Source organism: Calothrix sp. FACHB-168 (assembly GCF_963889195.1).
GTDB lineage: Bacteria > Cyanobacteriota > Cyanobacteriia > Cyanobacteriales > Nostocaceae > Aulosira > Aulosira anomala_A.
Genome location: NZ_CAWPNJ010000063.1, coordinates 147906 through 159842, shown reverse-complemented (window position 1 = coordinate 159842; position 11937 = coordinate 147906). Strand labels below are relative to the sequence as shown.

Annotated in this window: 16 protein-coding genes; 4 read left to right on the top strand and 12 right to left on the bottom strand. The window is 41.8% G+C overall.

Features of this window, described 5'->3' with window-relative positions; translation table 11 throughout:
- Nucleotides 1-18: 18 nt before the first annotated feature.
- Nucleotides 19-1671 (bottom strand): ABC transporter ATP-binding protein/permease, encoded by a 1653-nt coding sequence (locus tag AACW45_RS31310; RefSeq protein ID WP_190629905.1) that lies wholly within the window; start codon nt 1669-1671, stop codon nt 19-21.
- Nucleotides 1672-2000: 329 nt separating this feature from the next.
- Between AACW45_RS31310 and AACW45_RS31305 the strand changes: the two genes are divergently transcribed.
- Entirely contained in the window at nt 2001-3317 is a 1317-nt protein-coding gene (locus AACW45_RS31305; protein WP_190629902.1) for an MFS transporter, read from the top strand.
- A gap of 155 nt (nt 3318-3472) precedes the next feature.
- Here the strand turns inward: AACW45_RS31305 and AACW45_RS31300 are convergent, their stop codons facing one another.
- The 11 genes from AACW45_RS31300 to AACW45_RS31250 form a co-directional block, all read right to left on the bottom strand.
- Nucleotides 3473-3739 carry a hypothetical protein gene (locus AACW45_RS31300; RefSeq protein WP_190629900.1) on the bottom strand — a complete coding sequence of 89 codons (267 nt, stop codon included), beginning with the start codon at nt 3737-3739 and terminating at the stop codon, nt 3473-3475.
- Between the two features lie 4 nt (nt 3740-3743).
- Nucleotides 3744-4220, bottom strand: a complete 477-nt coding sequence (locus AACW45_RS31295) for a hypothetical protein (RefSeq protein WP_190629898.1) — start codon at nt 4218-4220, stop codon at nt 3744-3746.
- Nucleotides 4220-4531 (bottom strand): hypothetical protein, encoded by a 312-nt coding sequence (locus AACW45_RS31290; RefSeq protein ID WP_190629896.1) that lies wholly within the window; start codon nt 4529-4531, stop codon nt 4220-4222. Before AACW45_RS31290 ends, AACW45_RS31295 begins: the two co-directional genes overlap by 1 nt.
- Nucleotides 4531-4848 (bottom strand): hypothetical protein, encoded by a 318-nt coding sequence (locus tag AACW45_RS31285; protein WP_190629893.1) that lies wholly within the window; start codon nt 4846-4848, stop codon nt 4531-4533. Before AACW45_RS31285 ends, AACW45_RS31290 begins: the two co-directional genes overlap by 1 nt.
- Nucleotides 4848-5186: a hypothetical protein gene (locus AACW45_RS31280; protein WP_190629891.1), complete on the bottom strand. Its 339-nt coding sequence runs from the start codon at nt 5184-5186 to the stop codon at nt 4848-4850. The genes AACW45_RS31285 and AACW45_RS31280 overlap by 1 nt, the downstream gene beginning before the upstream one ends.
- A complete protein-coding gene (locus AACW45_RS31275; protein ID WP_190629889.1) occupies nt 5183-5686 on the bottom strand; it encodes a hypothetical protein in 504 nt (167 codons plus the stop codon). The genes AACW45_RS31280 and AACW45_RS31275 overlap by 4 nt, the downstream gene beginning before the upstream one ends.
- The gene (locus tag AACW45_RS31270; protein WP_190629887.1) at nt 5683-5895 is read right to left on the bottom strand and encodes a hypothetical protein; all 213 of its coding nucleotides are present in this window, start codon (nt 5893-5895) and stop codon (nt 5683-5685) included. Before AACW45_RS31270 ends, AACW45_RS31275 begins: the two co-directional genes overlap by 4 nt.
- Before the next feature lie 2 nt (nt 5896-5897).
- The gene (locus AACW45_RS31265; protein ID WP_190629885.1) at nt 5898-6437 is read right to left on the bottom strand and encodes a hypothetical protein; all 540 of its coding nucleotides are present in this window, start codon (nt 6435-6437) and stop codon (nt 5898-5900) included.
- Nucleotides 6438-6555: 118 nt separating this feature from the next.
- A complete protein-coding gene (locus tag AACW45_RS31260; RefSeq protein ID WP_190629884.1) occupies nt 6556-7374 on the bottom strand; it encodes a hypothetical protein in 819 nt (272 codons plus the stop codon).
- On the bottom strand, nt 7374-10106 hold the full coding sequence (locus tag AACW45_RS31255) for a hypothetical protein (RefSeq protein ID WP_190629882.1): 2733 nt from the start codon (nt 10104-10106) through the stop codon (nt 7374-7376). The genes AACW45_RS31260 and AACW45_RS31255 overlap by 1 nt, the downstream gene beginning before the upstream one ends.
- Nucleotides 10106-10411, bottom strand: coding sequence for a glucose-6-phosphate dehydrogenase (locus tag AACW45_RS31250; RefSeq protein ID WP_190629878.1), 306 nt, complete (start codon nt 10409-10411; stop codon nt 10106-10108). Before AACW45_RS31250 ends, AACW45_RS31255 begins: the two co-directional genes overlap by 1 nt.
- A 214-nt stretch (nt 10412-10625) precedes the next feature.
- Here AACW45_RS31250 and AACW45_RS31245 point away from each other — a divergent pair, with 214 nt between their 5' ends.
- From AACW45_RS31245 to AACW45_RS31235, 3 genes are all read left to right on the top strand, one after another.
- A complete protein-coding gene (locus AACW45_RS31245) occupies nt 10626-11207 on the top strand; it encodes a tyrosine-type recombinase/integrase (protein ID WP_190629877.1) in 582 nt (193 codons plus the stop codon).
- On the top strand, nt 11204-11371 hold the full coding sequence (locus AACW45_RS31240) for a hypothetical protein (RefSeq protein ID WP_190629875.1): 168 nt from the start codon (nt 11204-11206) through the stop codon (nt 11369-11371). The genes AACW45_RS31245 and AACW45_RS31240 overlap by 4 nt, the downstream gene beginning before the upstream one ends.
- Before the next feature lie 149 nt (nt 11372-11520).
- Nucleotides 11521-11889, top strand: coding sequence for a hypothetical protein (locus tag AACW45_RS31235; protein ID WP_190629873.1), 369 nt, complete (start codon nt 11521-11523; stop codon nt 11887-11889).
- The last annotated feature ends 48 nt before the right edge of the window (nt 11890-11937 follow it).

Below are 11937 nucleotides of genomic sequence, written 5' to 3'. Positions count from 1 at the left end.
CCTTGCTATTTTGATTAGTTAAAGATTGAAAATTACTTGATGATATTTCTGAAGACTAGGACGATGACCAACACTAATAAAAGTTGTCCCTGTATCTACTAAAAGACTATAAAGATGTTCTTCGTTGTTGACATCTAAAGCACTCGTAGCTTCGTCTAAAATAGCATATTTAGGTTTGGTAACTAACAACCGCGCAAAGGCTAGCCTTTGTTGTTCTCCCAAAGATAAAATATCACTCCAATCTTGCTCTACATCCAAACCACCAAATCTGGTTCCTAAGTCTGATAAATTGACTAGAGAAAGAACTTTCTCCAATTCTTGATCGCTGATATCAATCTGGTCGTTAGGATAAATTAACTGCTCCCGTAAAGTCCCTAAAATCATGTAAGGACGCTGGGGTAAAAACAGCATTTCTTCTAATTTAGGACGGACAATTACACCAGTTCCCGAATTCCATAAACCAGCTAAAGCACGCAATAAAGAACTTTTTCCACAACCGCTATCTCCCATAATTAATAATCCCTGGCCTGGTTCTAGGGATAAAGAGAGATTTTTCACCAGATTTTTTTGATAATTAGGTGTCTGGACTGTCAGGTTTTCAAAAGCTAAACGACTGTCGTTAACTATATCAATATTTCTGGTACCATCTATTTGTTTTATGGGCTGATTAAAATATTCCGAAAATACATAGAGACGGTTAATGGAAGCAGCAAATTTAGTGAATTTTTCAAACTGATACATAATCAAATTGACAGAAAAAGCTACTTGTCCAAAAGCACCGCTTGCTTCTGTAACTTTTCCTACTTCAATTTCTCCAGAGATAATTTGGTTGCCTAAAATCAAGGCAGGAATAATTAAAGTCAGATAACCAAATTGATTTTTAAAGATATTTAAGTAGATTTCTGACCATAATATCAACCTCTGAAAATTTCTATATACCTGCGCAAAGAGAAATTTAATTTTATGAGATTCTTGGGAGACGCCATTATAAAAGGCAATAGATTCGGCATTTTCTCTAATGCGGATTAAACCAAAACGAAAGTTAGCTTCTTTTTTTAGCTGTTCAATATTTAATTGGGTTAATTTTCTGCCATAAAGAACAATAGTAATTGTGTAGGCTAATATGGAATAGATAACCAGAGCTATAACTAAATTAGCTGAAATAGACCAAAGAATGATGCTAAAAGCCAAAACCACAAATATAGATTCAATAATATTAACTAAAAACTGCATAGATTGTTGGCAGAAATTAGCGACATCTTCAGCAATCCGTTGGTCTGGGTTATCAATATCTTTGTGGAAGTTACTGAGGTCGTAAAAATTGCGATCGCGGAAATATTGATTGAGTAAATAATGGGTGAGCCATTTTCGCCAATAAAGTCCTATTCTCTCCCGCAAATAGCTATAACCAGAGTTGAGGAAGCCAAAGAAGATAATCCCCCCAAAGGCCATTAGTATTCCTTGCCAAAATCTAGTACGATCTTGAGCAGCCAGGGCAGAAATTAAATCTCCCTGGATAGTATTTAATAACACCTTAACCTGGGTATTAGCGAATAATAGTACTCCCAGTATTGTGAACAAAGCTAATACATTAAATTTTTCGCTACTTAACCAATAAAGTTTAGCGATCGCCCAAAACTGTTGGACTGCTTTGCAGTTAAATCGATTCATTTGGATATTGTCTAAATTTGTCTAATTTGCAGGATTTATATAACTTTTTTCTATATATCCTGCTGTGGAGATTGCCCAAGGAAAAAGTCAAAGCCTCAAATTCCAGCCCCATGAATGCTACTATATGACCTATAATAAAAATGACAATTGTATTTAAGAATACTCGATTATCCTAAATAAGCGATCGCCCGCTTCATTCTTATATACCGACCAAGGTATGATTATTTGAGTTATCTGCATTGCTATAAATTAAGTAGTAATACCAGGATTGACTAAGCAAGTATCAATATAATACAAGTTGACGTTAAAATTCTAAATTTAGAGAAAAAATGCGTATTTTTTCATTTATTTGGTTAGGACAACTATTTGCCATGATTGGGTTATGGATGACTGGGTTTGCTTTAGATATCTCAGTATTTAAGCAAACTGGCTCTGCTACCCAATTCGCTTTCCTGACAATTAGTTTGACAATTCCGACGATCTTGATTTCCCCCATAGCCGGAACATTGGTAGATCTTTGGGATCGTCGCTGGACAATGATTATTAGTCATATTTGTACAGGAATGTGTACCCTAAGTCTGATATTGATAGTCAGCATAGGGAAGCTGGAAATTTGGCAAATCTACCTCAACAATATTTTGATATCTATTATTAGTACTTTCCATGCACCTGCCTATAAGGCTTCTATAACCTCTTTAGTCGCACCAGAAGATTTACCACGAGTCAGTGGTATGTTGCAACTAGGCATCGGTATTCAGCAAATCATCTCACCGTTAATTGCTGGAACTATGTTAGAAATTGTGGGAATCAAAGGGATTCTCTCGATCAACTTGTCAACATTACTGGTTGCTATTGTTACCCTGCTGTTGGTGCGATTTGGTGAAATTAGTCAGACTGCTGATGTCGATCGAGATGCTCCTGCTGTCTCATTCTGGCAAAAAATGGTCTATGGTTGGACTTATTTGTTAGAGCGTCCCGGACTATCAAGCTTTTTGATTCTCTTTACTATTTACCAATTCTTAGTTGGATTCGTGAGTGTATTGGTTTATCCCCTGATACTTTGTGTGTCTACGCCAGCTGACTTAGGAAAAATCACCTTTATGAGCGGTATTGGTATGATTGTGGGGGGTATTGCGATCAGCAGTTGGAAGCATAATTGGCAGAACTTAATTAACCCAATTTTGATTGCGATGTCCTTGAGTGGGTTGTGGATTGCGCTGGCTGGGTTTCGCCCCTCCATCATCCAAATGGCGATCGCTACTTTATTGTTCTTCCTGACTTCACCTTTTATTAGTGCGAGTATACAAGTTATCTTCCAGACAAAAGTGGAGGAACATGTCCAAGGAAGAGTCTTTGCATTGATAGGTGCTATATCCGGATCTGCTGTTCCCCTAGCGGCGATTTTTGCAGGCCCTCTGGCTGACTATGTATTCGAGCCATTGATGGCTTTTAATGGCCCTTGGTCGAGAGAATTAGTGGGACAGTTAATTGGTTCTGGGCCTGGTCGCGGTATTGGGCTACTATTTGTCATAGTTGGGTTTTTTGTCTTTTTAGCAGCAATAATTGCATACCAATACCCAGCCATCCGCCAACTAGGCGATAATATGCCAGATTATGGACAATTACCCGAACCGGAAAACCAATAGTAACGCTACTGAGAATCCCCAGAACAGTTAGACTGGTTCAAACAAACACAACATACAAATGAATCAGCACTGGACTTTTTGGGTAGGTATCGGCATGATGTGGGTAGCGCTGCTAATTGCAATCGCAAATTCTTTCGCATCGAGTTGCTAAAAAATTATTCTGGCTGCTTGACGTTACGCATGATCCAAATTCTGATTTCCAGCAAGTCACGAGCGATCGCGTCTAGCTTATGCTCAATGTCATCAAAGCCATGAGCAATGCCATCTGAAATGCTTTGCTGATTGTTGCGTAAGTGATTGAAATCGCGCTCGGCTGCCAGTTTACGCTTTTCTGAGTTCCCGTAAGTAAAGAAAAGCCAAGTAATATTTCCCCCAATCGCCAGTAATAAGGCTATGAGAGATATAGATGTTTGAATATTCATAAAATCAATCTAGCTTTTGCAAACTAGCGCTTAGATAAATTTCTTCAACGCCAAAGCCTGCGGCTGCGCCAACCCCGATAGTGGCCATATTGGTATTATTGGCTCGGTATTGAATCGACAAAGATTGATTCGCTGTTATTTCAAAAACACCATCAAGCAATGCAATTAATCCGCTATCTAAATTTCCTATGTAAGAATTTAGTCCTACTAAAAGCGTCGAAGAATCTGTATTATTAAAAAGCCTTAACTTTGTTTCGTAGCTTTTATAAAAACTAGCTACAGCACTTATCGAATAATTACCCGCAGGCAATACAAATTGATTATTGCTTAACGTGACTAGTCCAGTATCATCTTTTCTAATGCTATTAATAACTCTATCGTTCCAACCGCTAGCTGTTCCGCCTCCATTTGTTCCACTGGGGCGAGAATCTACTAAATGAATTATTTTGTTTGACGATATCGAGTTATTAAACAATGGCATTATGTTAGCTCCCTTACCAATGCTGCACCATTAGCGGCTGACCAAATCCCGCTAATTACACCAGTGTAATTAAATGGCACTTCGTAATATCCACCAGCCAACAATTTAGCAGTAAAAGCACTGGCTGAAGCAGTCGCGCCAAATTCAATATATAAAGTGGCAGTACTGTTATTCCAAATTGTCGCACCTTTTCTAGTAACATTAGCTTCTAAAATTGTCACACTGGAAGCGGAACTATTAACACTGGTGGGAGTTGAAGTAGAACTAGTTGATTCAACAACCGTTGAGACAGAAGGATTATAAAGCCCCATTAACTACACTCCACATAAGATAATTTGACAGCCGCCGCAGAGATAGCGCAAACTCTACCCACATAAAGATTATTGGCGTCAATTTCGTAGCTACCCCCACGAGGTTTTAAAACAATACCTTTACCAATACTGCCTTGATTACTCTCCCCAAGAATCAAGGTAATATCAACATTGGAATTATTAATAAAAGCTGCATAGCGTCTAGCCGGGTTTGCGTTAATTACGATTGCTGCTACATCTTTAGTTAATGATTTATCTGCATTGATGCAAGTATTAAAACTTGGTGCAGATTCAATACTAGAAACGTTGTTAATCATTATTCAGTAGGGTCTTTAAGATTTTCGATGAACTGAGCAGTATTAACGCTAACTCTCACAGTAAATTCATATTCAGGTTGTGCTGGTGTTCCGGTTAATGACTGAGTGACAAACTGAATTGCTGGCATGTTTTGTTCTACCAAGACAGCGTTAATTTGTTCGGTTAAATTAGCTAATCCAGTCAAGAATTTAACCGTACCTTCAACAACAGATGATTCTAATGTTAAATTATCACCAGTCACCTGATTTAAATTCAGCTTTACTTGGTTATTTCCTACAAATTCAATAGAACCGGCTGCGAGTTTTTCGCTTAGTGCTGAGTAGCTAAAAGATGTCATAAGTTATCAATTTTGAATTCAATAGTTTCTAGTTTCGCTCTAACAGACTGAATTAATTCTTCAGTGGAATCGATTTCTTCGCCTACATACTCCCAAACTGCAAGGGTAATCTGAGGAATCCAAGGAAGCGGCTCAAAACGTAATCTAAAGGTTTCACTGACCACAGGGAACCTGATTAACTGCACCGTATTGAGCCGGATTAAAAATCGGCTATTGTCAATTTCGGTTGTAGGAACTCGCCCCAATCCCTCAAAAACAACGGTGTCATCAACATGAATTCCGTCAACTTGTTGGTATAAATAACCAGCCCTTGACCATGTGGGCGGTTTATCAAGGTAAGATGCACCGACTAAAAAAATATGTTTGTCGGTGAGGTAGGGTAGCTCGATAAATTCGATAAACGGGCGACGCAAGCGACGATTTAAAGCATCGCCTACGTGCCTTTGAAAGTAAGTAAGCTCCCAAACCCCGACACCAGTCAGGTTTAAATTGATGGTCATGCTACCAGGGGGATTGTCCAGCAATTCTCAGCCAAGTCAAAAACATCAAAACCTTGACCGTCAAGAATATCTAGGAAAACATCAGTGTCTAATGTGCCGTTGAGCATGTCGCTGGTGGCTCTAGCTCGAAATAGCATTAAATCAAGTTCAGCCTTAAATTCTGCCTCAGACTGTCCGGGATACCAAATGACGGGGGTTGAAATGTCCATTATTAGCCGCTAGTAGATAATGGGTAAATTTCTGCTTCAAACCAAGCTCTACCGTAATTACCTCCAAGGTTAGGCTTGATTGCCGTAAACAATCCCTTAACTCTTGTGTCTAAGTTGGATGGAGTATCTGCCGTAACAGGAGCAGAGAAGGTATTTTGAACGTTACTGTCACGACTACCGCGAGCATATCGCATGTAAGGACGTTTAGAAGCTGTCGCCCGAAGTAATGTAGGGGACGAATCAGAAACCATCGCTTTGATCATCGCTGGGTAAAATCCTCTTGGCTTTGCTGGATCTGTCCCTGCGGCGGCTAATCCTAGCGCCGTAATACCACCGAAAAATTGCAACCCAGCCGCAGAGGCTTGAATAGTAAAAGCTGAATCAGCTTCAGCAAGCGGGGAAAGAACCGCATATTTTACGGGTGTCTTGGGTCTACGTTGGGTTGTCGCGTTTTCTTCCCTTTGTGGTCGAGTATACGCCGCTTTGTTGCGTGCGTACTGCAATTGAAGTTCAAGCTCTTTAACGCTTTTTTTGCGTCCCATATATTTTATGAAGTGATTAAATGAGATTCTTGTAATTCAGTTCTAGCAAGGGTTAGACATCAATTTTTGTAGCCGGATAACATATATGTTGTCCGTCAAATTTTGTTCGCGTTTGGGATTAAACCCGCTCGATTACACTTTTGAGGCGGGTTCCACTGGTAGATACCAAGTTAATGGGGTTTTGCTGTCCCCAAATGAGTAACTGAGCGTATCGGAATTTAACATCAGCCGTTCGCCTTCTTACAAATTTCTTGACTGTACGACCGTAAACGCGATGAGTACCGGGGTTTGTTGAATAAACGCGATCATTGTCGATGTATTGAACATAATCGCGGTCAAATGGGTGGTTTTGAACGTCAAGCACTGCTTTTGTAATTCGTTCGCCTTCAGCTTTATTAGTTACTAATAACTTCAATTCATAGCCGCGATTTTTATCTGTGTAGGTAAATTTGAACTTGCCTTTATTCCAGGTAAAGATAGGTGTAGCGAATACATTTTTAATATTTCTAGCTAATAATTCTGCCTTGGTTCTATTGATAGTTTCGCTAGTTTCATCCATCAGTCTGAAAGTAATTTCACCTTCAGCTTGTGGTGTTCCATTATCGTGAATGCTGAAATTATAAGGCTCTAGAAAATATAGTTTTATTTGTGGTTTAAATGTGCGTTCAGATTGCACATCAAACCAAGGGATACCATATACCGGAGTCTGCACGCTTTGCAATCGCCCTACTGTTACCTCAAATAGCCACATGCGCATTAATGTCATTGTGGCTGTGTCGGTATCTTTCATTAAACAAGTATGCTTTAGTCTCCTTTTGGGTGTGGAGATATCATCATCAGGTTGGTTTTTAAAAAATGCTCGGACTGATTTGTTATGCTCTAGCCTTACTAAATCTTGAAGGTTTTCCCATTCGCTGAAGCCTTCAGGTAATGCCATTAGTCATCAGCCTCCTTGTCAGTATCAGAAATTTGTAAGCCTGTGGCACTGACTCGTTTTGAAGCGTCGGCGTTAGCTTTTACTTTTGCTGCTTCTGGCGGTTCGGCTCCTTGTTTTGAACTTTCTTCTTCACCCAATGCTTTGATAAATTGCTCTTTTTGTTCGCCTATTTGCGCAACAGTTTCTTGAACACTCAAAACTTCAGATGTCACTGATTCTATTTGAGAAACAACATTTTCAACATTTTCTAAGGTAGTAAAGAATTTGTTCTGGAAATTGGGTGTTGGGTTCATCCATCGATAAGCATTGTCAGCAACTTCACCAAACTTACGTAAAGCGTTCCCGATACTGGCAACCCAAGAACCAACAACTTCTAATGCACCGAGAATTGAATGCCCAATTGATTGAATGCTATTTAACAAATTAGCGGTTGCTTGATAGATTCTGTTAGCTTTTGCGAAAGTTTCTGTCATGGCGGTATAATTTTCAGCGCCAAACAAACTTTTAAAAAAGTTGGCTGACCATTCATTTACTTGACTACCGATGTTGCTTGGTTCTCCATTAGCATCGCTGACCGTAATGCCCATAAACTTTAATACGTTATCTATCGCCCCAAATAGTGTTTGTGCAATGTTGTTTGACAACATCATTGCATTATGAAAAGTTGCAACAAGCGTGATGTAGTTGATAATCGTATGCGTAATTTGATTGTTGGTGACAGCTAGCAAAGCTCCACTTAGTCCATTTTTTAGTTTTCCTCCCATTTTTACATCAACAACTTCAGTCACGGCTAAGTTTGTCGTCGTTGTAATATCGACTTTCATCAATCTTGCTTTAATTTCTGCTAAATCAGCATTTAGTTTCGCAAGTCCCGCTAAATCCAGGCTATTTAAAGAAGCATTTAATAAATCAAGCTTGTTACTATTTGACTGGTTTGTATTTTGAATATTATTTAATGGTTGACCCAAGCAGGCATCAGGCGCGGTTAATTCACAAACTGCCGTTTTAGTTTCATCCTTACTGAGTGGTTTTGGCGTTGATGCGCCAGGGATGATTAATGGTGGTATTTGGGCAATTGGTTTTGTTGGGTCTTGATTTTTTGGCGCTGGTGAATTCCCGTCTGATGTTGGTTCCTTCTTTCTCGTTTCAGGTAATCCGCTTGGTGTTTTTGCTGCCGGGCCGCTGATCGTGATCGTGCCACCGCTACCCAATGGCACCGGCTGCGCATTGCTGTCGCCAAAGTTTCCAGGCTTGGCGGATGGGAATGACTGATCGCCACCGTTAGGGCTTGGGCCTGGATTGCCGCTAGATGATGGGCTGCCACTGGGGTTTGGCGATGGACTGGGGCTAGTTCCAGGCATCTCACCACCTAAATTACTAGGCGTTGTATTAGGGTTTGGGTTTTGGCTGGGGGCGGGGAATCCATGCGGCATCCAGTCATAGCGATCGCCTCTGGGACTTCCGCCAGGACTAATCCCGCCAACACCGTAATTATTAGGGGCTGGGTTTGGTTTGCTTTGGGGTTCGGCTCGTGGGGGTGAGTATGTTTGGTTACCTGGGTGAAAGTAAGAATTAGGGCTACGATTATCTGAGGGTATGGGTTGAGGTTGTCCGGTTGGGTCGGTTAAGCCGTCGAGCCGTTGAATTTTGGTTAATTGAAAATCGACGATATTAGCTCCACCACCGTAGAGTAAAAAATCCTCCTGGTTTGGCTTAAATTCGGCTGGATTTCCTTGAAGGTATGGCCCGTGACATTTTATAAAAACAGAATTACCAATAATCGTGATTGCTCCTAGTGGCCCCCAAACATGAGCATATAAATCTTGCGTTGCTCCATTAGCATTAGTCACCGAATAAAAAATTTGATAGCCAACAGGACTAATACCGTAATTTGGTTCAACCTTGCCGGAGTATCCTTGTTGCGGTAGGGTTGCAGGTGGTGGGAATGCAGCATTATAAATTGCATCGCCAATAAGACCACCAACATAACCACCGATAAGACCACCAACAAAAGTACCAGCCGGGCCAAAAGCGGAACCAACTAATGCACCTGCGACACTACCCGCAAAGCTACCGCCTGCACCAAATCCCACTTGCGCGGGGGGTTGACCGGCAATGATCCTAAATCCTGCATCGATTCCCGCACCAATGGCAGCGCCGCCATAAATTCCGGCTGCTGGTTTGGGCAGTGAACTAGGAAAACTGGTAGGAGGTTTTGCAATTGGGGGTGGTAGCTCTTTAACTAGTACCGCCGGCGCTGGGTGTGCAGTGGGTGAAGTTTTAGCCGATGGTCTAGCGCCGCTTGTGTTCGTAGTTGGTGGAAGGCTGGCAGGGTTTGGGGTTCCCGGTTGAGTTGGTAATTTTGTTGTCGGCGTGGGCTGTTCCCAGGACGGATTGCGATCGGTAATTCTGGGCGTTGGCGGTTCAGCCGATGGGGTGCGGTTTCTTAAAGCGTCCCGTTGAGCCTGCTCACGCTTGTAAACCTCCTCCATCCTGGCTTGTTCTTTTTGACGCTGGGCTTTAAATTCAGCATCTCTGGACGCTTGCTCCTGGAGCGCGACGGAACGCTCAAGTTCGCTCATGCGTGGCGGGCCGCCTGGATTTGGCGGAAGTCTCCCTAAAGGAATGTTAATCGGCTGGGCTGACACAGGGCGCTGTGTGGCGAGGCTTTGAGCCAAATCAGCCTGTGACCAATTGTTTGAGCGAAACTGAGGACTTTCAAACTCAGTCATTAGTTTGCAATGAAGATAGCCGGAATAGCTGTATTACTTAGCGGTTGAGCGTATGTCCACAATTTCGCGCCGCCAGCTAAATAATCAGGCGACATTTGAATAGAATTGCGAAGTAATGCGCGGTATTTGTTGTCAGCCTGGACGTAAAAGATGCCAGCTTGTGAGACGCGCTCTGTGTATCCTACTCCTTCGATAGCTGTCAAATCAGGGTTGATATTCGCTAATGCAAGACTGCCCCAAACTACCAATTTTTCTAATGTATCGATTTGGCTGGGAATGTGAGTAGAAATATTTAAAGCTGTCATAGCGGGGAGAATTTTTAATTACTTTCCTCCGTTTTATGCAGCATTCAAAATATATGCAATCTTCCAGTTTTATGTAGAAGTGGTATATACGCTGATGGCGTGTAAGTATTGCCCCGATTAGGATTGAGCAGATATTTATTAATATCCAATTTTTACAAAATTCCGCTTTCACCTTCTTTTTAGGTAAAAGCGGAACATCAAAATCCTAGTTCTTATGCCTAAAAATAACAGACGCGGAAAAGCTGCGGTTATTTCTGATAGTGATTTCGTAAAAATTCGTAAACAAGTCCGGACGGATAAATATAAATTACTGTTGGATTTGGCCTGGTACACTGGCGAGCGATGGGGGGCACTCATTCAGCTGAAGGTCAGCGATGTTTACGACGAAAAGGGACATCCCAAGCAAACTCTGGTTTTTCCGGGAATTATCCGCAAGCATCGACCAGATGGAACTGCGGATACGGTGGAAATCCCGGTACATGAGAACCTGAGAGAATCGCTGGCTAATTTTGAACCTGATAATAGTGTCTGGCTTTTTCCTTCGCGGTGTGGAACCAAGCCGATCACCTGGCGAAATGCTTATGACATACTCAAGCGAGCATCTGACCGGGCGGGCATGGGGACTAAGGGGATATCAACTCACACTACCCGCCGGAGTCTGGTAAACAAGCTGCGGAAAAATGGACTTGATAAATCGGTGATTCGCAAAATCACTGGACATCGGGATAACAAAGGGCTTGACCCTTACATTGACATTGATATTGATGAGGTGAGGGGGGCGATCGCGACTTTATGAACGCCAAATTACTTTTTCTACAAATTGAAATTTTCTTTGGTCGGCTCCAGGCTGGAGAATACGATCATCCCTTTGATTTGGCCATGGCCTTAGAAAATTTAGCTAACTTGGCATGGGATGAAGTCGAGGAAATCTACCAAGCATCGATTAGGATTGACCCATAACGCAAAGCTCAAATTTCAACTGCCGCGATCGCACTTCTTGCTGATGCACCCTGATTGATTCCCAAGAAACGCGATCGCATTTTTTTTGCCTTGTAACAGGCAATAGAGCCTTGTATTATTGCCTTGTAACAGGCAATAGAGGCATCGACATGAGCAAGGGTGGACGTAGAAAAACAAGCTGGTCATCTGGTTGGAACAGTGGAAAAACTAAACTAGTCAGAATTCCCATTGCCTTAGAATTTAAGGTAATGGAGTATGCTAAATCCATAGATGCACCTAATGACAAGTTAGTGGATGTCCCTCAGCGAGCGGGGGATGCTTCCTTAATTCTTGAAGTCATAGAAAAATACATTGAGTACAAGCGTACCAAGCACCACCCAAACCAGCACTCGAAAGAACTCGACATTAACACCCGTGCCTGGGATGAGTTGCGGAAGTTTAGGCAATTGGTGAAAGATAAGCCTGATGTACTGGGTTTGGGGAAGGCTGGGGAATCACCAGACAACCCAGCCGACTGATGGGAGTACAAAAATCCTCATTCCTGTACCAGACCATATTCGGCCGAA

Coding starts and splice junctions, on each gene's coding strand:
- AACW45_RS31295 (WP_190629898.1), bottom strand. CDS start 4,220: ATGCCATTGTTTAATAACTCGATATCGTCAAACAAAATAATTCATTTA.
- AACW45_RS31240 (WP_190629875.1), top strand. CDS start 11,204: ATGAACGCCAAATTACTTTTTCTACAAATTGAAATTTTCTTTGGTCGG.
- AACW45_RS31260 (WP_190629884.1), bottom strand. CDS start 7,374: ATGGCATTACCTGAAGGCTTCAGCGAATGGGAAAACCTTCAAGATTTA.
- AACW45_RS31300 (WP_190629900.1), bottom strand. CDS start 3,739: ATGAATATTCAAACATCTATATCTCTCATAGCCTTATTACTGGCGATT.
- AACW45_RS31245 (WP_190629877.1), top strand. CDS start 10,626: ATGCCTAAAAATAACAGACGCGGAAAAGCTGCGGTTATTTCTGATAGT.
- AACW45_RS31270 (WP_190629887.1), bottom strand. CDS start 5,895: ATGGACATTTCAACCCCCGTCATTTGGTATCCCGGACAGTCTGAGGCA.
- AACW45_RS31290 (WP_190629896.1), bottom strand. CDS start 4,531: ATGGGGCTTTATAATCCTTCTGTCTCAACGGTTGTTGAATCAACTAGT.
- AACW45_RS31255 (WP_190629882.1), bottom strand. CDS start 10,106: ATGACTGAGTTTGAAAGTCCTCAGTTTCGCTCAAACAATTGGTCACAG.
- AACW45_RS31235 (WP_190629873.1), top strand. CDS start 11,521: ATGAGCAAGGGTGGACGTAGAAAAACAAGCTGGTCATCTGGTTGGAAC.
- AACW45_RS31265 (WP_190629885.1), bottom strand. CDS start 6,437: ATGGGACGCAAAAAAAGCGTTAAAGAGCTTGAACTTCAATTGCAGTAC.
- AACW45_RS31275 (WP_190629889.1), bottom strand. CDS start 5,686: ATGACCATCAATTTAAACCTGACTGGTGTCGGGGTTTGGGAGCTTACT.
- AACW45_RS31280 (WP_190629891.1), bottom strand. CDS start 5,186: ATGACATCTTTTAGCTACTCAGCACTAAGCGAAAAACTCGCAGCCGGT.
- AACW45_RS31285 (WP_190629893.1), bottom strand. CDS start 4,848: ATGATTAACAACGTTTCTAGTATTGAATCTGCACCAAGTTTTAATACT.
- AACW45_RS31305 (WP_190629902.1), top strand. CDS start 2,001: ATGCGTATTTTTTCATTTATTTGGTTAGGACAACTATTTGCCATGATT.
- AACW45_RS31310 (WP_190629905.1), bottom strand. CDS start 1,671: ATGAATCGATTTAACTGCAAAGCAGTCCAACAGTTTTGGGCGATCGCT.
- AACW45_RS31250 (WP_190629878.1), bottom strand. CDS start 10,411: ATGACAGCTTTAAATATTTCTACTCACATTCCCAGCCAAATCGATACA.